Source organism: Brachybacterium sp., assembly GCF_052095815.1.
GTDB lineage: Bacteria > Actinomycetota > Actinomycetes > Actinomycetales > Dermabacteraceae > Brachybacterium.
This window is the reverse complement of the sequence record NZ_JBQDLF010000007.1, coordinates 100,834-127,712: the sequence shown is the minus strand read 5'-3', so window position 1 is coordinate 127,712 and position 26,879 is coordinate 100,834. Positions and strand designations below refer to the sequence as shown.

Sequence of the window (26,879 nt, the reverse complement as noted above, 5' to 3'; positions counted from 1 at the left end):
CCTACTCCCACCGCGGAGGACGCCGGATCATCCCACCCAACCCCACCCACGACGAAACCGAACCACCGTTCTAGATCAGGCAGTACGGCCCGGCGCGACGATGACATCGACCCCGGCGCTGGATAGCTCCTCCTCGAGGGCAGGGATCCGCGCCGGGTGCACCGCCGCAGTGAGATCCCGCAGCACCCGCACCGGTGCACCGGACTCTGCCGCGCCGAGTGCCGTGGCACGTACGCAGAAGTCGTACGCCAATCCCACCACGTCGATCCGCTCCCATTCCGCCTCGGCAATCAGCGGAGCCACGTGCTCCCCCGTCGCGACGACCATCCCCTCGAGCACGCTGTACGACGGGATCCCCTGCCCCTTCCGCACGATCTCGAGCCGCTCCCCCAGCTCGGCAGCGAGCGCCGCGACCTCCGGATGCAGCGCCGCACCCTCGGTGTCCGCGACGCAGTGCACTGGCCAGGTCTCGGAGAAATCCGGCTCTGCGGGCGGCACCGCGAAGTGCCCGCCATTGTCCGTGTCCCCGCGATGCCAGTCCTGGCTGACGAGGATGCGGTCATACCCGGCACCATGGACCCGCACCTGCTCGGCGATCTTCCGTGCGACCTCGACACCCCCGTCGACGCCGAGCGCACCGCCCTCGCAGAAGTCGTTCTGGACATCGACGATGATCAGCATGCGCGACGACATGGCACTCCTCGCTCCGGTGACAGGGGGTCCGCCCAGCGTACGCAGTGCCCCGTTGAACCCCATCTCCTCGGAGCCTGGCACAATCGCTCGCATGTCAGCGTCGCTTCCCCACCCGATCGCGCCCCGCACCTACCCCCGGCTGCTCTCGCCGCTGGATCTGGGTCCGTTCGAGGTGCGCAACCGCATCGTGATGGGCTCGATGCACGTCGGCCTCGAGGACCGCCCGGGCGACGTCAAGAAGCTCGCCGCCTATCTCGGCGAGCGCGCCCGAGGTGGTGCCGGGCTGATCGTGACCGGCGGCTTCTCCCCCGACCGCACCGGTCGGCTCACCCCGCGCGGAGCCCAGGCCGACACGCGCACCCTGCGCGGCCACCGCGTGATCACCCGCGAGGTCCATGAGGCCGACGGTCGGATCATCCTGCAGCTGCTGCACGCGGGTCGCTACGCCTTCCATCCCCTCGCCGCGTCCTCTGCCTCCGGGAAGTCGCCGCTGTCCCCGTTCCGGTCCCGGCGCCTGACCCGGCGCGGGGTGGGCCGCACCGTGGAGCATTTCGCCGAGGCTGCACGGCGGGCGGTCGAAGCGGGCTACGACGGCGTCGAGATCATGGGCTCCGAGGGGTATCTCCTGAACCAGTTCCTGGCACCGGTCACCAACCGGCGGCGGGACCGCTGGGGCCGCGGCGCCGAGGGTCGACGTGCCCTGCCGCTCGCCGTGGCCGCCGCCGTGCGCGAGGCGATCGGGGACGCGTCCCTGCTCAGCTACCGCCTCTCCCTGCTGGACCTGGTGCCGGGCGGCCAGACCTGGGACGAGACGACCGCGCTCGCCCAGGGCCTCGTCGAGCGCGGGGTGGATGTGCTGTCCTCCGGGATCGGCTGGCACGAGGCGCGGGTGCCCACGATCGTCACCTCGGTGCCACGAGCGGCGTTCGCCGAGAACACCGCCGCGCTGCGGGAGCTGGTGGACGTGCCGGTGATCGCCTCGAACCGGACCCACGCCCCCGCCGTCGCCGAGCAGGTCCTCGCCGACGGCCAGGCGGACCTGGTCTCGATGGCACGGCCGTTGCTGGCGGACCCGCAGCTGCCGAACAAGCTCGCCGACGGCCGCGCGAACCAGGTCGTCGCCTGCATCTCCTGCAACCAGGCCTGCCTGGACAAGGTGTTCGACGGCAAGCGGGCCAGCTGCCTGGTGAATCCACGGGCCGGGCACGAGACCGAGCTGGTGCTGAAGCCCGTGATCGAGCGCCGCGCCCGCAAGGTCGCCGTGGTCGGCGCGGGGCCCGCCGGGCTCGAGGCCGCTCTCGCCGCCGCCGAGCGCGGCCACATCGTGACCCTGTTCGAGGCGACTGCCGAGATCGGCGGGCAGCTGCGCCTGGCCGCCCGCATCCCCGGCAAGGAGGACTACGCCCAGGCGCTGCAGTCCTGGCGGATGCGACTGGCCGCGGCCGGCGTCGGGATCCGGCTGGAGACCCGGCCGACGGGTTCCGAGCTGCTCGGCTTCCACGACGTCATCGTCGCCACCGGGGTCACACCGCGGGAGATCGACCTGCCGGCGACGGGCGGGCCGCAGGTGATCAGCTACGCCGATCTGCTCGAGGGACGCGCCGAGGCCGGGGACCGGGTCGCGATCATCGGCGCGGGCGGCATCGGGGTCGACGTCGCCGAGTTCCTCAGCGCCCCACGGCCCTCCCCCACGCTCGATGTGGCCACCTGGAAGCAGCACTGGGGCGTGGTCGAGGCCGACGCAGAGCATCGCGGCGGCGTCACCACCCGACCCGTCGAGGAGCCGCGGCGCGAGGTCCACCTGCTGCAGCGCAAGGAGACCCGGATCGGGGCCGGACTCGGCCGCACCACCGGCTGGGTGCACCGCGCGGAGCTGCGCCACGCCGGCGTGATCCAGCACCGCGGCGTCACCTACCGCCACGTCGATGAGCAGGGCCTGCACATCCTCGAGGGGGAGGAGGCCCGGGTGCTCGAAGTCGACACCGTAGTGGTCTGCGCCGGGCAGGTCAGCGTCAACTCCCTGGCCGACGAGATCGCCGCCGCGCGCAAGGGTCGGGCGCCCCGCGTGCACGTGATCGGCGGGGCCGACGTCGCCGCGGAGCTCGACGCCGAGCGCGCGATCCGTCAGGCTGTCGAGATCGCCGCTGGGCTCTAGCTAGGCGCCCTCGAGCACCTCACGGGCGATCGGCCCGGCGGTGACGGAGCCGTAGCTGCCGTCCTCGACGAAGGCTGCGACGACGAGGTCGCCCTGGGCGACGATCACCCAGGAGTGGAGCTTCAGCTCGCCCTCCGCGTTGGTCCATTCCGCGGTGCCGGTCTTGCCGATGACCGGCTCGCCGGGCAGGTCCGCGAAGTCGCGGAGGCTGCCGTCGGTGACCACGCCGCGCAGCATCTCCTGCATCTGCGAGGTCTCCTCGGCCGTCAACGGATGCGGCACCTCAGTGGTCATCGGATCGACGTCGGCGAGGATCCGCGGGGCCACCGTGGCGCCGTTCTGGACGCTCCCGAGCACCACCGCCATGGACAGCGGCGAGGTGAGCACCCGGCCCTGGCCCATCATCGCGGCGGCATGCTCGGTGCCCGTGTCCTCCGGATCCACGGATCCCATGAACGCCTCCAGGCCCTCCGGCGCCTCCTGCCCGATCCCCAGAGTGGTGGCGGCGTCGGCGAGCGCAGGCTGGTCCACCGTGTCGTGCTGCAGCAGCAGGGCCGTGTTACAGGAATGCGCGATGACGCTGCGCAGCGGCATCGTGCCGAACAGGGACGGGTTCATCGAGTCGGCGTTCTTGAAGCTCGCGCCGTCGATGGTCGCCGTCTCAGGGCACTCCAGCTCGCTGTCCGGGGTCAGGCCCGCCCGCAGCAGCGAGAGGGCGGTGACCGCTTTGAAGGTGGACCCGGGGGCGTACTGGCCGACGAGACCCACCGGATAGGACTGGCCGGTGGGCCCGAGGGCGGAGGCCAGGACGTCGCCGGTGGAGGGCTGCAGCACGATCACCGCGGCCGGCGACTCCGCATCGGCGATCGCCGCCGTGGCCCGGCTCTGCAGACCGGAGTCGAGAGTCGTGGGGACCGCCACCCCGTCGAGCGGATCGACCCGGTGCAGGGAGCGCTGCTCACCGCCGTCGTCGGCCACCGCGACCACCTCGGAGCCGTCGGTGCCGACGAGCGCGTCGTGCCGGGCGGCGACCACGCCGCCGCTGGCGACCAGATCCCCGGCGACGAGCTCGCCCTCGGACTTCTCGATGTCCTCGGCGCTCGCCTCACGCAGGGAGCCGAGCACCCCGGGGGCGACGTCGCGCTCGACGGCGAGGGGTCGGTTCTGCTCGAGCGCGCGGAAGCCGGTGATCTGCGCGGCGTCCTCCAGCGGGTACTCCCCCTCGGCCTCGACGCGGATCGTGAGGGCGGGGACGAAGGCCTCGGGGCCGTTGTCGGCGACTGCCTGGGCGTAGCGGTCGGGGTCGGTGCCCAGCAGCCCGGCGAGATCGCGGGCCGCGCCCTCCTGCTCGTCCTCCTCGAGCTGGGTCTTGTCCAGGCCCAGCACCTTCACCGGGAGCTCCCCGTACAGCATGTCGCCGTCACGATCGGTGACGGTGCCGAGCTTCGCCTGCACCGTCACGAGGTCCAGATGCTCCTGCCCGCCCAGGCCCGGGGCATACACCTCGGGGCGGAGCTCCGCCGCCCAGCCGTCCTCGCCGCGGCGCAGGGTCGCCTCGGTGGTGTATTCCCAGGTGCCGGCGTCGTCCGGGAGGGTCCAGGTCCAGGCGAGAGTCGCAGTGCGCGCCCCGTCCTCCGCCGTCCCGGCGTCGACGAGCTCGACCTGCGGGGCGGCACCGCTCGCCTCGATGAGCGGGCCGAGGATGCGCTGATGCTCGGGGGCATCGGCCCGGGCGAGTGCGGCGGCGAGCGCCTCCGCCTCCTCCTCGCCCCCGCCGAGCCGGTCGCGCCAGAGCAGACCGGCCACCACGAGGGCGGCGATCGCGAGCACGGCGATCACGATGAGCAGGGGGGCTCGGCGGGTCGAAGAGGAGGCCATGGGCCCATGCTCCCACCTACACTCGTGCGCATGCCCCGAGTGCTCCACACCGCCCAAGCGCTCGTCGACGTCATCCTGGAGATCGACGAGCTGCCCCCACGCGGCGGCAACGCCAATGCCCGCAGCGAGCGCTGGTACGCCGGAGGCGCGGTGACCACGCTGATCGCCGCCGCCCGCACCGGCGCGGTCGCGGTGCACGGCGGAGCCCACGGCACCGGCCCGCACGGCGACCTGATCCGCGAGTCGCTCGCACGAGACGGCGTGACCCTCTCGGACGCGATCCGTCCCGAGGCGGATACCGGCTACTGCACGGTGCTGCTCGAACCGTCGGCCGAACGCACCTTCCTCACCGTGTACGGGGCAGAGCGGCAGATCACCGCTGAGTCCCTGGCGACGCTGGACCCGCAGGCCGGAGACCTGGTGTGCGTCTCGGGATACAGCCTGTTCGAGCCGACCCGCGATCCGCTGCTCGAGTTCCTCGACGCCCTGCCTGACGGGGTGGATGTGGTGCTCGACCCGGGCGACCCCTTCGCGAGCTTCCCCCGTGAGATCCAGCGGCGGATGCTGGCGCGCACCACGGTGTGGACCTCGAATGCCGACGAGGCGCGGGCGCTCACCGATCTCGACGACCTCGAGGACACCCCGGAGGCGATCCGTCGACGTCTCGCCCCCGGTGCGGTGGTGGTGGTGCGGGACGGTGATCGCGGCTGCCTGGTGTTCCACCACGGCCGGGGCACCCAGATCCCCGCCTTCCCGCAGAAGGCGGTGGACACCAATGGTGCGGGCGACACCCATACCGGGGTGATGCTGGCCGAGCGGGCGCTCGGCGCCGACTGGGAGTCCGCGACGACCCGGGCCAACGCCGCCGCCGCGATCGCGGTGACCCGCCACGGCACGGAGAGCTGCCCCACCCGGGCCGAGGTCGATGCGTTCCTCTCCTGAGCGCTAAGTCCCTGCTTCTGATCAGGGTCCGGATCTAGGATGGAGGCGCACATCACCCTCTGATCCGAGTCAGGAGACCATGGCCGACCCGACCTTCCACGATTTCACGGCGCTCACCATCGACGGCGAGCTCCGGGCGATGAGTGAGTACCGCGGGCGCCTGGTCCTCGTCGTCAACACGGCCACGCTGTGCGCCTTCACGCCGCAGCTGACCGGTCTGCAGGAGCTGCATGACCGCTTCTCCGCGCACGGCTTCACCGTGCTCGGCTTCCCCTCGGACCAGTTCCATCAGGAGCCCGGGGCCGATGACGAGATCCAGGAGATCTGCACCTCGAGCTACGAGGTCACCTTCCCGCTGTTCTCGAAGATCGATGTCAACGGCCCGTCCGCTCATCCTCTGTGGCAGTGGATGTGCACGCAGAAGGCCGGGGTGATCGGCGGGCGCATCGCCTGGAACTTCACCAAGTTCCTCATAGACGGCGAGGGGAAGGTGCTGCGCCGCTACGCTCCGCCGGTGCCGCCCTCGCGCATCGCCCGGCGCATCGAGGCCGAACTGGGCCAGCGCCCATGAAGGGTTGGTAGCGTGGGTCACAACCCACCACCTACCTGAAAGGTGCCCTCATGGAAGGCGTCATCCTCTTCCTCGTCCTCGGCTTCGGCTTCCTGATCTTCCTCGTGATCGTGGGGGCGCTGCTGTTCGGCGGTCTGCGCACCTCGCTGATGTTCACGGTGCATACGCAGGAAGCCGTCATCGTCGAGCGCTTCGGCAAGTTCAAGCGCGTCGCGCACGCCGGCCTGAACTTCAAGACCCCCTTCATCGACAACATCACCAAGCCGGTCTCGCTGCGCGTGCAGCAGCTCGAGGTGAACATCGAGTCCAAGACCAAGGACAACGTGTTCGTCAACGTGCCGGTCGCGGTCCAGTACCAGATCGAGAAGGACCAGGTCGTCGCGGCGTACTACGAGCTGTCGAACCCCGAGGCGCAGATCCGCTCGTACGTCTTCGACACGGTGCGCTCGGCGCTGTCCGGTCTCGAGCTGGATCAGGCCTTCGAGTCCAAGGACGACATCGCCAGCAGCGTAGAGCGGACCCTCGCGACCTCGATGCAGAAGTTCGGCTTCAACATCATCAACACCCTGGTCCAGGACATCTCCCCGGACCAGCGGGTGCGCGACTCGATGAACTCCATCAACGCCGCCCAGCGCGACCGGGTCGCCGCCCAGTCCCTCGCCGAGGCGGACAAGATCAAGCGCGTCACCCAGGCTGAGGCCGAAGCCGAGTCCAAGCGCCTCCAGGGTGAGGGCGTCGCCGCCCAGCGCAAGGCGATCGCCCTCGGCATCGCCGAGCAGTACGAGATGCTCCGCAAGGTCGGCATCGAGAACTCCGCCGAGCAGCTGCTGCTGATGACGCAGTACTTCGACACCATGCAGGACGTGGCGCGCAACGCCCGCTCCAACGTGCTCTACCTGCCCTCGAACCCGGGCGCCGTGGGCACCATGGGCGACGAGATCCGCACCGCGATGCTGCAGTCGCAGGCAGCGGCCGCGGCCAGCCAGGACGCCGATGTCGCCGACGCCGACTCCCGCAAGCGCATTTCCGCCGAGCAGCTCCGGGAGCAGGAGCAGCAGCGGGCCGAGCGAGCCCGGGCGCAGGCCGAGCAGCGTGCCCGTGAGGCGAGGCAGCAGGCCCAGCAGGCCCAGCAGGCTCAGCCGCCTCGGCAGGCCCCGAACGGCTACCCCGGTGGGAGCGTCCCGCCGTGGACGCACCCGGGCAGCGCGAACCAGGGCTGACCGATCGCTCTCTGGAGGGGGTCGCCGCGCTGGACGGGCGCGAGGGTTCGCACAGCTCTGAGCTGCAGCGTCCCGTCCGCCGCGGGACCTATGGCCCGACACGTGATTGAAAGTTCATGTAGATTCGAGAGCATCAACGTCGACGCATGAAGGAGCGATTCACGATGAAGGCATGGCAGTTCACCGGTACCGGAAAGCCTCTTGAGCTGAACGAGGTCGAGGAGCCCACGGCGGGCCCCGGAGAGGTCGTCGTGGACGTCAAGGCCACGGGCGTGTGCCACTCCGACGTGGCCGCGCTCGATGACGAGGGCTGGATGGCGCTGTTCCAGCAGGGCCTCCCCCGCACCATGGGCCACGAATCCGCCGGCGTCATCAGCCAGGTGGGCGAGGGCATGGAGCAGTGGAAGGTCGGCGACCGGGTGGGCCTGGCGCCGATGATGTCCGACGGCACCGCGCTCGGCTACGGCCCCTGGGACGGCGGCTTCGGTCCGAAGCTCCGAGCGACCGAGGACAACCTCGTGAGGCTCCCCGACGCCGTCTCCTTCGACCTAGGAGCGATGGCCACCGATGCGGGCCTGACCGCGTACCACGCGATCATGACCCTCGGCGGCGCGACGCCCGGCATGAAGGTCGGTGTGATCGGCCTGGGCGGGCTCGGGTACATCGGTGCCCGCGTCGCCGCACTCGCCGGGGCCGAGGTGTACGGCGCCGAGATCAACCCCGAGACCCGCGAGCTCGCCGACGAGATCGGCCTGGCCGGGGTCGCCGAGTCGATCACCGAGTTCTCGGACCTGGGCCTCGAGCTGGTCGTGGACTATGCCGGCTTCGGCACCACCACCGCGCAGGGCCTCGAGGCACTCGCCAAGTTCGGCACCTTCGTGCAGGTGGGCATGGGGAAGCTCGAAGCACCCCTGAACACCTATGAGCTGATCACCAAGCAGCTCACGATCAAGGGCTCGAACTCCGGCACCAAGGAAGATCTCGAGGGACTCTACGAGCTGATGGCCTCCGGGGAGCTGAACCCGCCGATCAACCACATCACCCACGCGGAGATCCCCGCGGCGATCGACAAGCTCCGCGCAGGCGGCGTGATCGGGCGATACGTGGCGAGCTACGAGGGCTGATCTCCTCCGAAAGTCGTATCGGGCCCACCCCACGGGAGCTTCCTGCGGGGTCGGCCTCTGCGATGAGCTGGGGGCATGAACGATTCTGCCGCCTCCCCTGCGGGTACCGCCGACTACTCCGCCGAGAAGCGGCTGGCCCGCACCGCCGCCGTGACCCTGGGCTGGTGGGCGCACGGCAGCGTGCGTCTGCTGCTCGCGGCGGCGATGCTCTACTACGGCTACGCGAAGCTCGTGCTCGGTCAGTTCGGGGTCGCCGATATGGGCGATGCGCTGATCACCCAGGGTGAGATGAGCCCGATGGGGATGTTGTGGAGGCTGGTCGCCTTCTCCCCGCTGTTCCAGTTCCTGGGGGGCCTGGCCGAATGGGGCGCCGCGATCGCTCTGCTGTGGCGGCGCTCGGTGCCGCTGGGAGCGGCGATCTCCGCCGGATCGATGGCGCTGGTGCTGGTGCTGAACCTCGGCTACGACGTCCCCGTCAAACAGATCGCCCTCGCGCTGCTGGTGATGGCGCTGCTCGTGCTGATCCCCTGGATGCCGCGACTGGCCAAGGCGTTCCTGGGCCACGGGGAGATCGGGAAGGGCCCGCTGCCCACGCTGGTGCCGTGGCGCCCCGCCGCCCGGATCACGAACATCGCCGGCCCGATCGCCGCGCTCGCGCTGGTGGTCGTGCTGGGCTGGGGTGTCAGCGCGATGTATCCCGAGCGGAGCGTCGACGAGTCCTCACCGGCCGGGGTGTGGACCGTGCAGGAGGATGCCGCCGAACCCGCCGCGCAGCTGCACGAGGACACACGATGGAGCGCACTCGCCTTCGGCGAGGTGGAGTACGACGGCCGCTCCGCGGTGCAGCTCCGCCAGGCGAACGGTGAGCTGCTGACCGGCAGCTACCAGCGCACCGGGCCGGACACCGTCGAGCTGTCGCTCGGTCCGCTGCGCGAGCAGGGCACACCGCTGCAGGAGCATTCCGCGATCGAGCCCGTCGCGCTCACGCTGACGCTCGAGGAGCAGGCCGACGGCACGCTGCGCGTGAGCGGCGAGGGGCAGGACCTGGTGCTCGCTCCGGACGACTCCGCGATGGTGCTCTATGAGCGCGGGTTCAGCTGGGGCGTGCGCGCGGACGATCCGTTCAACCGCTGACAGCCGCTGACGGACTCGGGGTTGCGGTTCCCTTCGCGTATCCGCACGCGTAGTGTCGTGGTCCGAGCGCTGTTCACTGCGGCGCGCCGATGAAGAGGGCAGCTGTGTTCGAGACCGATGCGCTCGATGTTCCGCAGCGAGCGCTGACCGGCGACCTGCCCGCCGAGTCCCGCGTCGCCGGCCTCCTCCTCGAGGCCCATGAGCGCTACGCGGGCGAGCAGGCCGGGGTCGTCGCGGACTACATCCCCGCCCTCGCGGAGGCGGATCCCGCACTGTTCGGCCTCTCGCTCACCGAGGTCGACGGCACCGTGCACCGCGTCGGGGATTCGCAGGTCCCCTTCTCGATCCAGTCGATCTCGAAGGCCTTCGTGCTCGCGCTGGTGTGCGAGGAGATCGGCCACGAGGAGGTGCATCGGATCGTCGGCGTCAACAACACCGGCCTCCCCTTCAGCTCGGTGATCGCCCTCGAGCTCAACCACGGCAGCCCGATGAACCCCATGGTCAATGCCGGAGCTATCGCCACCACTGCACTGATGCCCGGGGACAGCGCCGAGGAGAAGTGGGAGGCGGTGCGGGAGGGGCTCAGCCGCTTCGCCGGGCGTCGGCTCGAGCTGGATGAGCGCGTGCTCGCGTCTGAATCCGCGTCGAACCACCGCAATCAGGGAATCGCGGATCTGCTGACCTCCTACGGACGGCTCCTGGGGGACCCGGCCGAGATCGTCGACGTCTACACGCGGCAGTGCTCGCTGCTGGTCACGGCCGATGACCTCGCGGTGATGGGCGCGACCCTCGCTGACGGCGGCGTCAATCCCGTCACCGGGCAGCGCGTGGTCTCGGCGGAGGTCTGCCGGGACACCCTGTCGGTGCTCGCCGCCTGCGGCATGTACGAGACCTCCGGGGAATGGCTGTTCGAGATCGGGCTGCCCGCGAAGTCCGGAGTCTCCGGCGGCATCGTCGCGATCGCCCCCGGCAAGGGCGCGCTCGGCACCTTCTCCCCGCCCCTGGATGCTGCGGGCAACAGCGTCCGCGGGCAGCGAGCCTGCGCCTTCCTCTCCCGGGCTCTCGGTCTGAACCTCTTCGCCTCGCTCCCACACCCGGTCAAGGGCGCCGCGACTCGCGAGTGACGCCGCCGCCCGGACGTCGGCACCCTCCCTTAAGGTGGGAGCGCGGTCGCCACCGGAGCCCGCCACCTGCGACGGAGGAGCATCTGCATGCGGATCGAGTTCGGCTGGTCCCTCGACGGCGCCTCCTGGGCCGACGCCGCCTCCGGCGGGATGACCGGGCAGGTGAGGATCGGGCCGCGCGGGCTGCTCGGGCTTCTGCAGACCAGGCTCGGGCTGACCCGGCCCGCCGTCGATCAGGCGGTGCGGATCGCGCAGTACCTGCGGCTCATCGAGCAATGTATCGAGTCGCCCACCGACAAGGCGCAGTTCTGGCCTGCTCGCTCCTTCGCCCTGGACCCGTGGAGCACCGCCCGGCAGCTGCTGCGCTGGCGCGACGCCGCGGTGGAGGCCGGCTGGAGTCCGGATCCGAAGGGCACCATCCTGCCGCCGCGGCTCGCGGCACTGGCCACGATCGAGCGCCGTGCGGTGGTGGGGATGGTCGGCACGACCGACGCCGCGGGGAATCCCGCCACGCTCGCCCCGGGCGCGGCCGACGACCTCGCCGAGATGGTGGCCGAGCTCGAGCTCGGGGCCGTCGGCTGGCCGCTGGGGATCCAGCAGCTGGTGGCGCAGGAGGACCCTGCAGCCCTGCCCGGCCTGTGGCCGCGGCTGCTCGAGCTGCTGGGCAGGGCCGGGGTCGGGGTCACCCGGGCGGAAGCCCGAGCGGGTGGGCGGCCCGAGGTGGTCGTGGTCCAGTGCCGCGATGAGTGGACCGCGGCGGATGTCGCCGCCCGCTACCTCTCCGCCGGGCCGCGGGAGGGGCTGCACCTGCTGGCCACCACGGACACCGCCGTGCTCGACGCCGCCCTGCACCGCCGGGGCCTGCCCGCCGTCGGCGCCGTGGAGAGCTCGACCGACCGTGCCTCTCACCAGGTGCTGGGGCTGTACCTCGACGTCGCGATCGCCCCGGTGGACGTCCATCAGCTCGCCGCGCTGCTGGATCTGCGGGTACTGCCCGCGCTCGAGCCCGAGGGAGATCCGATCGGGCTGGTGCCGGCCCCGGTGCGCCGGGCCCTGCTGCGCGCACTGGCGAGCGAGCCCGGAGTGGGCGGTCCGGCCTGGCGGGCGGCCCTCGCCCGGCTCGAGGAGCGCGAGGATGCGGCGAAGGTGATGGTCTCCGCCCGCGAGATCGACCGCCTGGTGAGCGACCCGCTCCCGGCCGAGGCCCTGCGCCCCGAAGCGCTGTCCACCCGCCTGGGCTGGCTCGCGGACAGGCTGCGTGCCGTTGGCCACCGCGACAGCGATCTGCGGGCGAGCCTCACCCAGGTGCAGACGCTGCGCCAGGTGCTCGGGATGCTCGACCCCTCCACCACGCTCAGCCGCCGCACCCTGCAGCAGGTCATCGATGCCTGCGGTGGCGGAGGCGGTTCGAGCCTCGCCCGCCGCGAGGTCGCGGAATGGACCGTGACCACCCGCCCCGCCCAGCTGCCCGCCACCGGCGGCACCGTGCTGTGGTGGGGACCGGAGGCGGACGAGGTCACGCCGCCGGTGGTCTGGGATCAGGGGGAGGCCGCCGCGCTGACCGCTGCCGGGGCTCATCTGCTCGCGCCCGAGGCCCTCGCCGCCCTGCGGGTCGAGGCCGGGTCCGCGGGAATGGCCGGGGCGGGCACTGTGGTCGCGGTGCTGCCGGGGCGGCGGCTCGAGGAGGCCGGGCGGCCCAGCAGCCTGCTCGCGCGCCTCGAGACCGACGCCGGGCGCACCGAGGGTGACCGGCTCACCCCGGAGTCGCTGGTCAGCGGGGACCGCTGGTCGCTTACGGGCCGCAGCCTCGAGGTGCAGGTCCCCGCCGAGGAGCATCCCTCCCCCGACACCTCCGCAGAGCGCTCGGCCGGGGACCTCACCCACCTGCTGCCTAGCCGCGTCTCCTACAGCCAGCTCGACACGCTCATCGCCTGCCCGCACCGCTGGGTGCTCGAGTATGCGCTGAAGATCCGCCCGGCCTCCGTCGCGGCCCTGCCCACCGGCCCACGGATGATCGGCACCCTGGTCCATGCGGTGGTGGAGACCCTCGTCCAGGAGCGTGGCCGCTCGCTGACGCCCCCGTCGGGTGAGCGCATCGAGGAGGTGTTCGACCAGCTCGTCCCGCAGCTCGCCTCCGAGCTGGACCTGCCCGGGCGCTCCGCCGAGCGCGCCGAGATCCGCGGCCGGGCCCGCCGTTCCCTCGCCGAGCTGTTCGGGCGCACCGCCGCCGCGGGGCTGCAGATCACCGGTACCGAGACCCGCTTCGAGCTGCCGCTCGAGCTGCCGCTGAAGACTGGGCCGCATCCGGTGGTGATCGCCGGCTCGCGGGACGTCGACGCCCTCGACGCCGTCGGGAACCCCCTGATCCTAGATCTCAAATGGACCAGCAGCCTGCGGCGCTACGCCGATCTGTACGACAGCGGTGACGCGATCCAGCTCGCCACCTACGCCTGGTCTCTCGCCCAGGAGGGCGTGGGTGCTGGGGAGTCGGCGGAGGTCGGCTACTTCCTGCTGCGCAGCGGGGAGTTCGTCGCCGCGGACCGGGCCCTGGATCCGCACCGTCGTGCTCCGATGGATGTCGGTGACGCCTGGGAGCGGATGCTCGCGAGCGCCTCCGAGGCGCTCGACGAGATCGCCACGGGGCAGGTGCGGCTCGGCTGTCGGAGCCTGCTCGACGGAGCAGGCCTGGACACCGACGCCCCCTATGCCAAGCGCCGCACTGCGATCGGGAAGGCCCGTGAGGCGGCCCGAGGGCGCGGGCGGGTGCTGGTCGAGGACCACTGCGGCATCGGAGACTACGCCCAGCTGTGCGGGCTGATCGGAGACGGACGATGAGCTTCACCCTGATCAACGCCTCGGCGGGTTCCGGCAAGACCCACCGGCTCACCCACGAGATCGCGGGCCGCATCCGGGATGGCCTGCATCCCTCCCAGCTGATCGCGACCACCTTCACCCGCAAGGCCGCATCCGAGCTGGTCGACCGCGTGCACCGCACCCTGCTGGAGCAGCACCGCTTCGATGACGCCCAGGGCATCGGCAGCGCGCTGATCGGCACCGTCAACTCGGTGGCGGGTCGCCTGGTGCGCGAGTTCGCCCTGGATCTCGGGATCTCGCCCGACGTGCAGGAGCTCGACGACGTGCGCCAGAGGGCCGCGTTCTCCGCCGCGATCGACGAGGCCGCGGCCGAGGCCGGCTCCCTCGCGAGCGATCTGCTGGCCCGGACCGAGCACGACGGTGAGGAGGACCCGGCCTTCACCTTTGGCAGCTCGCCGTCCTGGCGGGCTCATGTGCGCACCCTCGCGGAGAAGGCCCGCACCAACGGCATCGACGCCCAGCAGCTGCGCGGTGCGGCAGACGCCGCCTGGCAGGAGTACCGCGAGGCAGCCGGGTTCCAGGGGCAAAGGCTCGAGGAGGGCGCCGACCGTCGCGCCGCCTGGCTCAGCGGCCTGGACACCGCGATCCGCGGGCTGAAGGACGATCTCGCCGCCTCGGAGGATCCCGCGCCCGGTGCCGGGAAGCCACCGATCGCCAAGGGGTCGCTGAACTCGGTGCGCAAGGGGATCGACGCCCTGGAGTCACTGCGCCGCACCCTGGAGCGCCGCGACCGGGCGCCCTGGTCGCAGTGGGCGAAGCTCGCCGCAGTCACCGCGTCCAAAGCCGTCGGCGGCGAGAAGGGGTACGTCTACGGCAAGGACACCGACACCGCTCTGGCGGGCCTCGCGCTGCAGATCGAGGCCGAGCTGCCCTCGAATCCGCAGCTGCTGGCCGACGTCCGCTCGCTGATCACCCTGGTCATGTCCACCGCCGCGACCTCTCTGGACGCCTACGCGCGGTACAAGGACGAGCTGGGGCTGATGGACTTCGTCGACCAGGAGGTCCTCGCGCTGGAGGTGCTGCGCCGCAGCGAGCGGGCCCGGACCGCCGTCCGTTCCCGGTTCCGGCTGCTCGCGGTCGACGAGTTCCAGGACACCTCCCCCATCCAGCTCGCCCTGTTCCTGGCGCTCGGTGAGCTCATCGAGGACCTGATCTGGGTGGGCGACCCCAAGCAGGCGATCTACAGCTTCCGCGATGCGGACCCGGACCTCATGCTCGGCGTGCTCAGGGAGATCCGCGCCGGCTCCTCCACGCTCGGCGAGGGCACGGTCGATGATCTCAAGCACTCCTGGCGCTCCCAGGATCCGGTGCTCGAGCTGGTCAACCAGGTGTTCCCCCAGATCTTCCCGAAGCTCCCGCGGGAGCAGGTGGTGCTCACCGCGGCGCCCGCCGCCGCGCAGACGCGAGCCCGGCGCGGTCACCCGGAGGGAAGGCTCGAGGCCTGGACCCCGCAGTACAGCGGTCGGCCCTCGCAGGCCAAGCACGCCCGCGGAGTGGCCGACGGGGTGCTCGCGCTGCTGGGCGATGACGGGGTGGGGCCCGAGGATGTGGCCGTGCTGGTGCGCTCGAACGCCCAGGCCGCGGAGGTGGTCGGGGCGCTCACGGCCCGCGGCATCCCCGCCTCCGGCGAGGGTGTGCCACTCCTCGTCTCCCGGGAGGGTCGGATCCTGCGCGCCGCGCTCGCGGTCACCCTCGACGGCAGCGACACCCTGGCCCTCACCGAGCTGGTGGATCTGCTGACCGGGCATCCGGCGCACGGCCGCTGGTTCTCCGCGCTCACGGAGGCGAAGGGTGACGCGGCCCGTCAGGAGGTGTTCCGCTCCTGGTGGCAGGCCGATGTGCTCGCCGGGCTGCGGAGCCTGCGCGAGGAGTGCATCTCACTCACCCCCATCGAGATGATCACGGCGCTGGCCGACGCCCTCGATCTGCCCGAGCTGATCCGCTCCTGGTCCACCCCGGACCAGCGCCTGCGCACCCTGGACGCGGTGCGCAAGGTCGCGAAGGAGTACGCGGATCAGGCGCGCTCGGTCTCCGCTCCGATCACGCTGACCGGGCTGCGCGCGGCGCTCGACGACACCGCCCGCGGCCCCGATCTGGCCGGCACCCCGGGCACCGTCTGGGTGGGCACGATCCACGGCGCGAAGGGCCTGGAGTGGCCCCGAGTGGTGGTGATGCAGCAGGACGCCAAGGAACACGCCGCCACCAGCGGGGTGTTCGTGGTCCCGGCGGAGGAGCTGGACGTGATGCAGCCTCTGGCCGGCCGCTCCCTGCGCTACTGGCCGAAGGTGCTCCCCCGCTTCGCACCCCTGCAGGAGCGGCTCGCCGGTTCCGCGCATGCGCTGCGCAGCGCCGCGACGGATCGGGACGAGGCCGGGCGGCTGCAGTACGTGGCGCTCACCCGGGCGCGGGACGTCACCGTGCTCAGCGGCCATGGCTCCGCCCCAGTGCTGGACGCGCTGCTGCCGGAGGCGCGAGAGGAGCCGCTGCTCAGCTGGGAGGTGGGCGCCGAGGAGCTCCGGGTAGGGCCGGTGACGCTGCCGGCCGTGATCCGGGGGACGGCGACGGAGACGGACGAGGACTCGCCCTCCTATCATTCGGGGCGCAGCCCGCTGGCGGCGACCGACCTGTCCCCGCAGCGGCCCGTCGCTGCCGGGGGCGTCTCGGCACGCTTCCAGGCCTCCGGGGTCGAATCCCGTGAGAAGCTGGGAGAGGTGCGCGAGCCGGTGCGGATCGGGCCGCGGTTGGTCCCTGCGGGCGGTCAGGGCTGGGAGCGGGTGGGCGAGGCCGTGCATGGCTACCTCGCCCTGCCCCTGCGCTCCCTCGACGCGGAGCAGCGGGAGCGTGCCGCGCGGCGCCTCGTGCAGCGGTGGACACTCGAGCGGTCGCTCGGGACCGAGGCGCTGATCGGCGCGGGGCAGGCCTGGCTGGACCACCTCGATGCCGCCTTCCCCGGCGCGGAGGAGCTGACCGAGCAGCCGATCAGCTGGTGGAACGAGGAGGACCAGGTGATGGAGGGCTGGGTCGACGCCCTGCTGCGACTGCCCACCGGGGAGATCGTGCTGGTGGATCATAAGTCGTATCCAGGCGGGGACCCGGTGGGGCACGTGCGGAGGGAGTATCTGGGGCAGATGGCGACCTACGCCCGGGCGCTGGCGGCGGCGGGACGGGCGCCGGATCGGATCCTGATGCACCTGCCGTTGCTCGGCGAGATCGTCGAGATCGAGCTGGCTGCACATGCCCGCTGAGCTGAGCGCCGAACAGGCGGTCGACGCCGCGCGGGTGCTCCTGGACGAGGCGCTGCGGTTCGGGGCGCGACGGGTGCTGGGCATCGCGGGAGCGCCCGGGTCGGGGAAGTCCTCGCTCACGGCGCTGCTGGCCGAGCAGCTGCCGGTGGGGTCCTGCGCAGTGGTGCCGATGGATGGCTTCCATCTGGCGGATGTGGCGCTCACGCGGCTCGGTCGGAGCGGGCGGAAGGGCGCGCCGGACACCTTCGACGCCGCGGGCTACGTGGCGCTGCTGCAGCGGCTGCGGACGGCGATGCCGCAGGATCCGCCCGTGTGGGCTCCGATGTTCCAGCGGGACCTCGAGCAGCCGCTGGCCGGGGCGATCGAGGTTGCTGCCGACGTGCCGCTGGTGATCACCGAGGGGAACTATCTGCTGTGCGAGGACGGGCCGTGGGCACAGGTGCGCGGGATGCTGGACGCCCGCTGGTTCGTCGAGGCACCCGAGGAGCTGCGGCACCAGTGGCTGATCGAGCGCCATGAGCGCTTCGGAAAGTCACCGGCGGCTGCGCGGGAATGGGCGCTCGGGCCCGATGAGGACAACGCCCGCCCGATCGCGGGAACCCGCGACCGGGCGGACGTCGTGGTGCAGCTGAGCTGAGACCCGGTCAGCCGCGCATGACCGCGCGAGCGAAGCCCGCACTGCGCTCCTGCAGGCCGGCGATGCGCTGCTCGCGATGGTAGGCCAGCACAGCCGGGTCCTCCGTGCGCAGCTCGAAGGTCGCCGGTGCCCGGCGCACATTGCGGGAGCAGCGGAAGTCGGCGCAGATCGCGGTGCCGATCGTGTTGCCGCGACGCCCCGAGGCGCCGGCCAGGGGCGCCACGAAGGAGGCCGCACGGACGCCGTCGACGACGTCCTCGCACCAGGCGCAGAGCATCTTGCGGCTCGGCGGCCGGCCGGTGCCACGCAGCATCAGGCTGACGGGCTCGCCCTCGACCTCGAGCACCACGTAGTGCAGCTGCGGCTTGCGGGCGTCCTGCCAGCCGAGATAGTCGATGGACTCCCAGCGCACGGCGGAGAGGTCGGGCAGCTCGGCCCGGGTGGCGTCGCCCTTGGTGGCGTTGACGAAGCTGGAGCGGATCTGGGAATCGGACAGGGTGATCATGGGGTCCTCAAGGAAAGCGCACGGGAGCACCCCGGTGGCGGGGTCCCGGCGCGGGAGATGACGGTCAGCGGTGACTGGCGTGCGAGCACGCCGGCTCACGCCGAGCAGGCCTCGTGGGCCGCCCCGCTTCCTGCAGGCGTGGTGCGCATGCCGTCTCTCTTCCTGTCCTGGACGCGGCCACGGTACGCCTCTGCTCCAGGTGTGGCAACGGAACAGAGGCGCAGCGCTCAGCCACCGAGCACGCTCAGCTCAGGCGATGATCTGGTTGAGCTGCTCGAGCTCCTCGGTGCTGAGCTCGAGGTTCATGGCGCGTGCGGAGTCGGTGATCGACTCGGGGCGGCTGGCTCCCGGGATCGGGATCACGTGCTCGCCGAGGGACAGCTCCCAGGCGAGAACGACCTGCTGCGGGCTGGCCCCGTGCGCCTCGGCGATGCCCTGGATCTGCGGGAACCGCTCGCCCACCGCGCCGGCGCCACCGCCGGTGCCGCCCAGCGGCGACCAGGGGACGAAGGCGATGCCGTGCTCGCCGCAGTGGCGCAGCTCGTTCCGGCTGGTGTGGAAGAACGTCGGCGAGAACTCGTTCTGCACCGCGGCGAGCCCTCCCTCGCCGAGCACGTCGCGGGCCACGTCGATCTCCTCGACGTTCGCATTGGAGATGCCGATCTCCCGGATCAGACCCTCCTGCTGGAAGGCGGCGAGCACCTCGACGCCGTCCGCGTAGCGGATGCTGCGGTCGGGGCGGTGCCAGTAGTACAGGTCGATCGTGTCCGTGCCGAGCTTCGCCAGCGACTTCTCGAGCGCCGAGCGGAGATAGGCGGCAGAGCCGTCGCGACCCCCACCCTCCGCGGAGCGGGTGATGCCGCCCTTGGTGGCGACGACGATGTTCGAGCGATCGCCCTGCCAGCTGCGCAGCGCCTCGCCGACGAGCTTCTCGTTGTGCCCCATGGTGTCCCAGGTGGGGGCGTAGATGTCAGCGGTGTCGAGCAGGGTCACGCCGGCGTCGAGGGCGGCGTGGAGGGTGGCCATGGCACGGTCGTGTGGGGCGGGCTCACCGCGGCCCATTGACAGCGGCATGGCACCGAGGCCCAGGACGGAGACGGTCAAGGAGCCGAGGCGGCGGGTGGGGGTGGTCATGCGGTAAGCGTAGTCCCAGATCCACGCGGCGCCGCGTTCAGAGCTTCAGGATCCCGGCCGTCGTGCGCCGGAAGAGCCCGTCGGCCATGTAGAAGTCGCCGAGGTCGGCCTCGAAGTCGACGTGCAGCCACTGCACCGGGGTGGAGCGGCATTCCTCGATCGCGTGCAGGACCAGGGAGCGCCCGATCCCGGTGCCCTGGTGGTCGGGGTGGACCACCACGTCGAGCAGGAAGGCATGACGGCCCCCGTCGGTGATCACATTGCAGAAGCCGATCAGGGTCTCGCCGCGCCGTGCCGTGATCCAGCCCAGCGAGTAGCGCTCGAGCCGCTCGCTCCACGGCTGGACTCCGCCCTCGAGGTCGAAGGCTGCGGAATGCAGCGCTGAGAGCTCCTGGTCATCGATCGCCTCGCGCCAGGCGCAGCGGAGCGGATCTGTGGGTTCCATGGCACTCAGTGTGCAGGGTGCGACCCCGCCCCGTCAGGGGTTCTGCAGAATCCCTGACCCACCCGAGCCAGCTCGAGAGCTTGCGGCGTGCGCTCCACCCTACTGACGGCGTGCGAGCAGGGCGATGCTGAAGAAGACCGCCGCCTGACCCTCGTGGGCCCGGTAGCGGTAGGCGCCGCCGGTGGCGATCCGGCCGGAGCCGCCGGCCTCGACGACCTGGACGTCGTCTCCGGTGTCGATCTCGAGCGCTCCCTCGATGACATGGTGCATCAGGCCGGGGAGCGGGATGCCTGCGCCGCCCTCGTAGATGTCCTCCCCCAGCAGCTTCCATTTCCAGGTCTCGACCGAGAGCGCCTCGGTGTCCACGGCGTCCAGCAGCACCGCCCAGCTGCCCGTGTCGGTGGACCAGACCTCGACCCCCTCCGGGGCATCGTCCGCCCCCACTCCCATCAGGGCGGCGAAGGTGGTACCGAGCCCGGCGGCGATGCGGTCCAGGGTCGCGACCGAGGGGTTCGCCTGGCCGAGCTCGATCTGGGTGAGCATGCGGCGGCTGACCTCGCTGAGCTCGGCGAGGGCGCCGACGCTGAGGTCCTGCTGCTGGCGTGCGGCACGGATCCGGTCGCCGAGCTGCGCGACGACTGCAGGGCGCATCCCACCGCTCATCCGGTCCTCCTCATGGTGCTGGAGGTCCGATCCTAGCGAGGGTGACGGGAACTATATTGCGCATCAGGGGTGTTGCGCATTATGTTGCGCAGAGGGGTCATCTCCCCTGCTCCCCTGCGTATCGACGCCTCGAAGGAGGTCCCCCATGGCTGGACGCACTGCCGTCGCCCCCGTGCAGCGCACCCCGGTGCGTCGGCCGGACGGAGCGCTGCTGCGCTGGTTCGTCTCCTATGGATCCTTCGCGGTGCCGCAGGCGGCGGCGCCGATCGCGTTCTCGCTGATCGCGCTGCCGCTGACCGGTGATGCCGCGAGCGGTGCGGCGATGATGCTCGCGATGACGATCGCGCAGGTGCTCGGCGCGGTGCCGATCACGCGCCTGGGCCGACGCTTCTCCCCGATCCCCTTCCTGCGGGTGCTGATCGGGCTGCGCACCCTCGCACTGATCGGGATCGCGGTGCTCGCGGGGCTCCATGCCCCCTTCGCGCTGGTGGTGGCAGGGGCGGCGCTCGCGGGCCTGGTCAACGGCGCCGCCTATGGGAATCTGCGTGCGGTGCTGAACCACCTGGTGCCCGCGGGGCGGCTTCCGCGCGCGCTCGGCGTCGCGGCCACGCTCAACGAGGTCACCTTCGTGGCCTCCCCGGTGCTCGCCGCAGTGCTGGGCAGCTATTCACCCCAGGCTGCGGCCTGGGCGATGGTGGTGCTGGGGATGGGGCCGATGGTGCTGCTGCCGCGGATCGCCACTGCCACGGCACCCGGTCCCGAGCACCGGAGGACCCGGCTGCGCCTGTCCCCGATGATCGTGCTGTGGCTGGTGTGCGGCGGGGCGAGTGCCGCCGCAATCGCCGCGATCGAGATCGGTGCGGTCTCGATGGCGGTCTCCTTCGGCCTGCCTGCGGCCTGGGGCGTGCTGTTCCCGGTTGCGATCTGCGCGTCCTCGATCGTCGGCGGGATCTGGGTGAGCGTGCACAACCGGATGCCGCGGCGCCGCACCGTGCTCGCCTGGCTCGCGGTCACCGCGCTCGGCGTGGCCGCCGTCGGCTTCGGGAACTCGGTGGCCGCCACGGTGATCGGCGCACTGCTGGTCGGCGCGGTGCTCGCTCCGCTGGCGACCTACTACTCCCTGGTGCTGGACCAGCTGGTCGCGCCCGAGCATCGCGCAGAGGTGTTCGCGCAGCTGCGCACCGCGAATGCGCTGGGCATCATCACCTCCAGCGCGCTGCTCTCGCTGGTCACCCTGCAGGTGACCTTCACCGTGGTGATGGCGCTGATGACGGCGGTGATGGTGGTGGCCGGGCTGGTGTTCACCACGGGCTGGGTGAGGGCCCGCCGGCGGCGCCTCGCTCGGGAGGCAGCTGAAAGCCGGGCACACGGCGCGGCAGATTCCCCGCCCGCGCTTCGCTGAGCACGGCGAGCCACCTCCAGGATCGCCTTCTACAGTGAAGCCATGGCACAAGTCCTCATCTACGGCCTGCGCTCCTCTCTCGACGGCCGACGCGCAGCGATCTCCGACGCGGTCCACGGCGCCGTCATGCAGGCGCTCGACTACCCGGCCGAGAAGCGATTCCACCGCTTCATCGCCCTCGACCCCGCAGACTTCGTCTACCCCGAGGACCGCGGCGAGGACTACACCATTCTCGAGATCTCGCTGTTCGAAGGGCGCTCCGAGGCCGCAAAACGCGTGCTGATCCAGGAGCTGTTCTCCCACTTGGAAGAGGCGGTGGGCATCGATCCCCACAGCGTCGAGATCACGCTGACCGAGACTCCGAAGGTCAACTGGGGCATCCGCGGGGTCAACGCTGCGGACCTCGCACTGGAATACCGCGTCGAGGTCTGAGAACCCTGGATTCAGCGCAGCCCGTGCCCGAGCGGGTAGGCCTCCCCCGTGCCGTCGGCCGTGGGGATCGGGACCGGGAGCGTTCCGCGCAGGCTGACATCCCCGGCGAGCGCTCCGGCGACGGCCTCGAGGTTGCAGTCGGAGTTCCCGTAGGCGGCGAGCGAGCTGGCGACTGCGCCGACGTGGACCACGTCGTAGGGGTTGCGCAGCGAGACGTGGATGACGGGCGTGCCGGTCTCGGCGAGCGCCGTGACCACCGCCACCTGGGAGGCGGGGGTCGTGAAGCCGGAGGCCGAGGTGAACACCAGGGCCACGTCGACGTCGGCCGCCGCGGCGGAGGCCTGCTCCGGGGTCGCACCGGCCAGCGGGACCGCCTGCAGTCCGTGCGCCTCGAGCGCCTGGGTGGCGACCTCGATCTTCTCCGCGGTGCCGGCGCCGGTGATCAGCACTGAGGTGCCCTTGGCGAGCGGGATCGCGTCGGCATCATCGGCGATGAGGGTGATGGCGTCGTCGGCGATCTTCTGGGCGGTGCGCACCGAGCGTGCCGTCCCGATCGCGTCGGCCGCGGTCGCGGGGTCCACGTGGACCTGGTCGAACAGGCCGCGGCGCAGCTTCTGGGCCAGGATGCGGCGCACCGACTCATCCAGGCGCTCCTCGGTGATTTCACCGTTGGCGACCGCATCGCGCACACCGCCGATGGCGACCACGAGATCCGGCGGCATGAGCATCTGGTCGGCGCCGGCGAGGATCGCCTCGACCGGGACCCGGTCATCACCGAACAGGGTGCGCACACCCTCCATCGCGAGCGAATCGGTCACGATCACGCCCTCGTAGCCGAGCTCCTCCCGCAGCAGACCGGTGAGGATCGGGTGCGAGAGGGTGGCGGGCACCCCGGAGTCATCCAGCACCGGGACCACGATGTGCGCGGTCATGATGGCGTCCACGCCCTCCTCGATCGCCGCGACGAAGGGCGGCAGATCCAGGGTGTCGAGCTCCTCGCGGGTGTGGTCGATGACCGGCAGCCCGAGGTGGGAGTCGGTGGCGGTGTCGCCGTGGCCGGGGAAGTGCTTCGCGGCGGCCGAGCAGTTCGCCCCCTGGAGGCCCTTGATCTGGGCGGCGGCGAGACGGGCGACCGCGCTGGGGTCCGCGCCGAGGGAGCGGACGCCGATCACCGGGTTCTGTGCCTCGATGTTGACGTCGACCACCGGGGAGAAGGCCTGGTGGAGGCCCGCGGCACGCATCTCCGCACCGACGATGTCCCCGGCCTTGCGGGCGTGGGCGCGGGAGCCGGTGGCGCCGAGCGCCATCTGCCCGGGCAGCGGTGTCGCGGGGGCGGGCAGTCGGTAGACCACCCCGCGCTCCTCATCAGCGCTGATGATCAGCGGGATCCCGCCGGAGTCGAGGGCGGCGTCCTGGGCGTCGTTCGAGAGGGTCGCGATCTGTTCGATGTCCTGGAGGTTCTCGCTCCAGACGAAGTAGATCAGCCCGCCCACGTGGTGGGTGCGGACGATCTCCGCGATGGTGTCCACGCCCGTGGAGCTCGTATTGGAGGGATGCGGCGCATCGGCGGTAGGTCCATAGCCGACGGCCACGAACAGCTGGCCGATCTTCTGCTCGAGGGTCATGTCGGCGAGGAGCTCGTCGATCTGGGCGGCGTCGCGGCCGCCCCCAGGTGAGGCGTGGGCGGTGGCGGGCAGCGCGACGGCGGCGCCTGCCCCGGTAAGGGCGGCCGCGGTGAAGGCGCGGCGGCTGAGAGGGGAATGGGGAGAGGTCATGGTCTGCTCCTGCTCAGTAGCGACGGTAGCGCTGGGTGGTGGCGTCGAAGCGGCGGGATTCGCGGCGCCAGGCGGCGACGATCGATTCCGGGCTGTCCCCAGCCTCGAGCATCGCGCGGGTGCGCTTGGTGCCGGAGAGCTTGTCGATCCAGCAGACGTCCTCCTCGGTGCGGCAGTCCTCTCCCTCGCGCCAGTCGACCTCGTCGACATTGCGCAGCAGGGCGGCGAGCACATGGATGCCGGTGCGCACCGGCTCGTACGCCGAGGCGTCGGTGACGTGCAGCTGCAGACCACCGCAGAACTCGCCGGCGTGCTTGGAGGAGGCGGGCGTGGTGAACATCGGCCGGTACAGCACGCCCGGGAGCTCCGCCGCCTGCAGCTCCGCGATGATCGCGTCCACGTGCGACTCGGTGATGAACGGGGCGCCGAACCAGAGGAACGGGGTGGTGGTGCCGCGGCCCTCGGAGATGTTCAGCGATTCGATGAGGCCCGTGCCGGCGTAGACCACGGCGGTGTCCGGGGTGGGGATGTTCGGGGAGGGCAGCACCCAGGGCAGATCCGCGGCGGCGGGATCCTCCGGGTCGTAGCCGCTCATCTCGATCACCTCGAGGCTGGTGGCACCGCTGAGGAACTCGCCGTTGAACAGCATGGCGAGCTCGCCCACGGTGAGGCCGTGGGTCTGCGGGATCTCGCGCAGCCCCACGAAGCTCGACAGCTCCGGCTCGAGCACGAAGCCCTCGATGTCGGTGCCCAGCGGGTTCGGGCGGTCCAGCACGAGGAACCGCTTGTCGTTCTCGCCCGCGGCTTCCATGGCGTAGTAGAGGGTCCAGATGTAGGTGTAGAAGCGAGTGCCGATGTCCTGGATGTCGAAGATCAGCACGTCGACGTCGGCGAGCATCTCCGGAGTGGGCTTCTGCGTCGCGCCGTACAGCGAGCGCACGGGAAGTCCGGTCTTCTCATCGATGTAGTCGCCGACGGAGCCGCCGGCCGGCTCCGCTCCGCGCACCCCGTGCTCGGGGCCGAACAGCGCGGCCATCGTGAAGCCGCCGCCTTCCTGCGCTGCGACCAGCAGGTCGATCGTGGAGCGCAGCTCGCGGTCGGTGCCGGTGGGATTGGTGATCAGGCCGACGCGCGCTCCGCGCAGGGTCTCGAGCGTCTCGGGATCCAGCAGGTTCTCAATGCCGAGCCGGAAGTCGCCCTTTCCCTCGCCTCTCCCTTTGCCCTTGCCCTTGCCTCGCTCGGCGGGGGCGGCGTGGGCGGTGCCGGCGGCGGCCAGGACCGCCCCAGCGGGGAGCGCTCCGAAGGTGGCGAGGACACGGCGTCGTGCGGGTCGCGCCGTGTCGTCGGCCGCCGGTGCTGGCTGTCCGGATGCTGGCTCTCTGGGTGCTGCCTGGTTCACGAGGGACCTCCGTCATCATTGTCGGATCGTGCGCGCGCGGGAGCTGCGGTCCGCAGAAGGGCGCACGAGCATGCACGCTAGCAACCCTGTGTGCTGGGTCACCACCGGTTGCAACATCACCCCATGTGGGACCGCGTGGCGTTCCGGCTACCGTGAGGTCGGAGCGGCGGTGGACGCCGTGGGAGGCGACGAAGGAGACCTGATGCCCGACAGCAGCAGTCAGCAGAGTGGCCAGGTGCTCGTGATCGGCTCAGCCACGGTGGATCTGACCACCTTCTCCACGCGACTGCCGGGGCCCGGCGAAACCCTGCTCGGCGACTCGTTCTCGCTGGTGATGGGCGGGAAGGGCGCGAACCAGGCCGTGGCCGCTGCCCGCGCCGGGGCCGCGACCCGCTTCGTGGGCTGCGTGGGCGAGGACATGTTCGCGCCGGTGGTGCGGGAGGGCCTGGCCGCCGCGGGGGTGAACCTCGCGCACATGCGCGAGGTGCCGGGACAGACGGGTATCGCGCACATCCGGGTGGATGGCGCCGGCGAGAACGACATCGTGATGGTGCCGCTCGCGAACGATGCGCTGGGCTCGGCCCAGATCGATGCGGCGCTCGAGGAGGCCGCACCCGCCGGCGGAGTGCTGCTCACCCAGCTGGAGATCCCCGCGGCCGCGACCATGCACGCGATCCGAGGTGCACGGTCCCGCGGGTTCACCGTGGTGCTGGATCCCGCCCCGGCGCGCGAGCTGGACGAGCAGATCTGGCCGCTGATCGATGTGGTCACCCCGAACGAGACTGAGGCGACGCTGCTCACCGGGATCGCGGTGGAGAGCCGGGAGGATGCGGTGCGCGCCGGGCAGTGGTTCCTGGACCGCGGCGTGGGCGCCGCACTGATCACGTTGGCGGGCGCGGGCAGCGTGCTGGTCACGCCGGGAGAGCGGCACGACCTCGCACCCCACCCGGTCACGGTGGTGGACACCACCGCGGCCGGGGATGCCTTCGCGGGCTATCTCGCAGCAGGGCTCGCGGCCGGGCACGGGCTGGTCGCGGCCATCGAGCGGGCCGGGGCGGCCGGAGCGCTCGCGGTGACCCGGCGCGGAGCTTCCCCCAGCATCCCGGGGCTCGAGGAGGTCCGCGAGCTGCTGGCCGAAGGGACGAGGACATGAGCAGGACCGGCTTCTATTAGGGGCCGGGAACTGGGAGTGGTGCAGCGACCAACGGACGACCGGACAGGCGTGGTCGCTCACCGGAGTCGTGCCAGGTGCTGCGTGGCGGCTCCTACCTATGCCACGACTCGTACTGCACCCCGTACCGGGTCGCGACCCGCTCCTCGACCGCCGCTAGGGACGCAAGCGGGAACAAGTGCTTCCGGCTCGCGGTCGCCACCTGAAGGCGCGCGCCCTCAGCGGTATCCGGTGCCCCGGCGCCACTTAAGCTCCTCGACGTGGGCGCGTGCGTGGCCATATCGAACCCGGGATCGAGCAGCCACTGGGGCTACAGCCCTTCCATCAGCGCAATGGTGATGCGGGCAATGCGCTCG

At 71.5% G+C, this 26,879-nt stretch carries 21 protein-coding genes; 13 read left to right on the top strand and 8 right to left on the bottom strand.

Annotated elements, in window-relative coordinates; all coding sequences use genetic code 11:
- Positions 1-75 precede the first annotated feature (75 nt).
- Complete coding sequence (locus tag ACTH43_RS04985; protein WP_441443819.1) at positions 76-693, bottom strand: isochorismatase family protein; 618 nt, start codon at positions 691-693, stop codon at positions 76-78.
- 91 nt (positions 694-784) lie between these two features.
- Here ACTH43_RS04985 and ACTH43_RS04980 point away from each other — a divergent pair, with 91 nt between their 5' ends.
- Positions 785-2,848, top strand: a complete 2,064-nt coding sequence (locus ACTH43_RS04980; RefSeq protein WP_441443818.1) for an oxidoreductase — start codon at positions 785-787, stop codon at positions 2,846-2,848.
- Here the strand turns inward: ACTH43_RS04980 and ACTH43_RS04975 are convergent, their stop codons facing one another.
- Complete coding sequence (locus tag ACTH43_RS04975; protein ID WP_441443817.1) at positions 2,849-4,726, bottom strand: penicillin-binding transpeptidase domain-containing protein; 1,878 nt, start codon at positions 4,724-4,726, stop codon at positions 2,849-2,851.
- Positions 4,727-4,756: 30 nt separating this feature from the next.
- On the opposite strand from ACTH43_RS04975, the gene ACTH43_RS04970 reads away from it, so the two are divergent.
- The 9 genes from ACTH43_RS04970 to ACTH43_RS04930 all read left to right on the top strand — a co-directional run bounded on the left by ACTH43_RS04970 (position 4,757) and on the right by ACTH43_RS04930 (position 17,597).
- Positions 4,757-5,668, top strand: coding sequence for a PfkB family carbohydrate kinase (locus ACTH43_RS04970; protein WP_441443816.1), 912 nt, complete (start codon positions 4,757-4,759; stop codon positions 5,666-5,668).
- Between the two features lie 79 nt (positions 5,669-5,747).
- Complete coding sequence (locus ACTH43_RS04965; protein WP_441443815.1) at positions 5,748-6,239, top strand: glutathione peroxidase; 492 nt, start codon at positions 5,748-5,750, stop codon at positions 6,237-6,239.
- 50 nt (positions 6,240-6,289) lie between these two features.
- A complete protein-coding gene (locus ACTH43_RS04960) occupies positions 6,290-7,459 on the top strand; it encodes an SPFH domain-containing protein (RefSeq protein ID WP_441443814.1) in 1,170 nt (389 codons plus the stop codon).
- 146 nt (positions 7,460-7,605) lie between these two features.
- Entirely contained in the window at positions 7,606-8,583 is a 978-nt protein-coding gene (locus tag ACTH43_RS04955) for a zinc-binding dehydrogenase (protein ID WP_441443813.1), read from the top strand.
- 75 nt (positions 8,584-8,658) lie between these two features.
- The gene (locus ACTH43_RS04950) at positions 8,659-9,717 is read left to right on the top strand and encodes a hypothetical protein (protein WP_441443812.1); all 1,059 of its coding nucleotides are present in this window, start codon (positions 8,659-8,661) and stop codon (positions 9,715-9,717) included.
- 104 nt (positions 9,718-9,821) lie between these two features.
- Entirely contained in the window at positions 9,822-10,841 is a 1,020-nt protein-coding gene (glsA, locus tag ACTH43_RS04945; protein ID WP_441443811.1) for a glutaminase A, read from the top strand.
- A gap of 87 nt (positions 10,842-10,928) precedes the next feature.
- Positions 10,929-13,676, top strand: a complete 2,748-nt coding sequence (locus ACTH43_RS04940; RefSeq protein WP_441443810.1) for a PD-(D/E)XK nuclease family protein — start codon at positions 10,929-10,931, stop codon at positions 13,674-13,676.
- Entirely contained in the window at positions 13,673-16,960 is a 3,288-nt protein-coding gene (locus ACTH43_RS04935; protein ID WP_441443809.1) for a UvrD-helicase domain-containing protein, read from the top strand. Before ACTH43_RS04940 ends, ACTH43_RS04935 begins: the two co-directional genes overlap by 4 nt.
- Complete coding sequence (locus ACTH43_RS04930; RefSeq protein ID WP_441443808.1) at positions 16,950-17,597, top strand: nucleoside/nucleotide kinase family protein; 648 nt, start codon at positions 16,950-16,952, stop codon at positions 17,595-17,597. Before ACTH43_RS04935 ends, ACTH43_RS04930 begins: the two co-directional genes overlap by 11 nt.
- A gap of 7 nt (positions 17,598-17,604) precedes the next feature.
- On the opposite strand, the gene ACTH43_RS04925 is transcribed toward ACTH43_RS04930, so the two are convergent.
- From ACTH43_RS04925 to ACTH43_RS04910, 4 genes are all read right to left on the bottom strand, one after another.
- Positions 17,605-18,102, bottom strand: coding sequence for an FBP domain-containing protein (locus ACTH43_RS04925; RefSeq protein ID WP_441443807.1), 498 nt, complete (start codon positions 18,100-18,102; stop codon positions 17,605-17,607).
- 249 nt (positions 18,103-18,351) lie between these two features.
- Entirely contained in the window at positions 18,352-19,236 is an 885-nt protein-coding gene (locus ACTH43_RS04920) for an aldo/keto reductase (RefSeq protein WP_441443806.1), read from the bottom strand.
- Between the two features lie 37 nt (positions 19,237-19,273).
- On the bottom strand, positions 19,274-19,681 hold the full coding sequence (locus tag ACTH43_RS04915) for a GNAT family N-acetyltransferase (RefSeq protein ID WP_441443805.1): 408 nt from the start codon (positions 19,679-19,681) through the stop codon (positions 19,274-19,276).
- 99 nt (positions 19,682-19,780) lie between these two features.
- The gene (locus ACTH43_RS04910) at positions 19,781-20,344 is read right to left on the bottom strand and encodes a helix-turn-helix domain-containing protein (RefSeq protein ID WP_441443804.1); all 564 of its coding nucleotides are present in this window, start codon (positions 20,342-20,344) and stop codon (positions 19,781-19,783) included.
- A gap of 145 nt (positions 20,345-20,489) precedes the next feature.
- On the opposite strand from ACTH43_RS04910, the gene ACTH43_RS04905 reads away from it, so the two are divergent.
- Both ACTH43_RS04905 and ACTH43_RS04900 read left to right on the top strand, forming a co-directional pair.
- Positions 20,490-21,746, top strand: a complete 1,257-nt coding sequence (locus ACTH43_RS04905) for an MFS transporter (protein WP_441443803.1) — start codon at positions 20,490-20,492, stop codon at positions 21,744-21,746.
- A 42-nt stretch (positions 21,747-21,788) separates the two neighbouring features.
- Entirely contained in the window at positions 21,789-22,178 is a 390-nt protein-coding gene (locus ACTH43_RS04900; RefSeq protein WP_441443802.1) for a tautomerase family protein, read from the top strand.
- Positions 22,179-22,189: 11 nt separating this feature from the next.
- On the opposite strand, the gene ACTH43_RS04895 is transcribed toward ACTH43_RS04900, so the two are convergent.
- Positions 22,190-23,953, bottom strand: coding sequence for a glycoside hydrolase family 3 protein (locus tag ACTH43_RS04895; RefSeq protein WP_441443801.1), 1,764 nt, complete (start codon positions 23,951-23,953; stop codon positions 22,190-22,192).
- A 13-nt stretch (positions 23,954-23,966) separates the two neighbouring features.
- Positions 23,967-25,352: an exo-beta-N-acetylmuramidase NamZ family protein gene (locus ACTH43_RS04890; protein WP_441443800.1), complete on the bottom strand. Its 1,386-nt coding sequence runs from the start codon at positions 25,350-25,352 to the stop codon at positions 23,967-23,969.
- A 202-nt stretch (positions 25,353-25,554) separates the two neighbouring features.
- On the opposite strand from ACTH43_RS04890, the gene ACTH43_RS04885 reads away from it, so the two are divergent.
- A complete protein-coding gene (locus tag ACTH43_RS04885) occupies positions 25,555-26,505 on the top strand; it encodes a ribokinase (RefSeq protein WP_441443799.1) in 951 nt (316 codons plus the stop codon).
- Positions 26,506-26,879 lie beyond the last annotated feature (374 nt).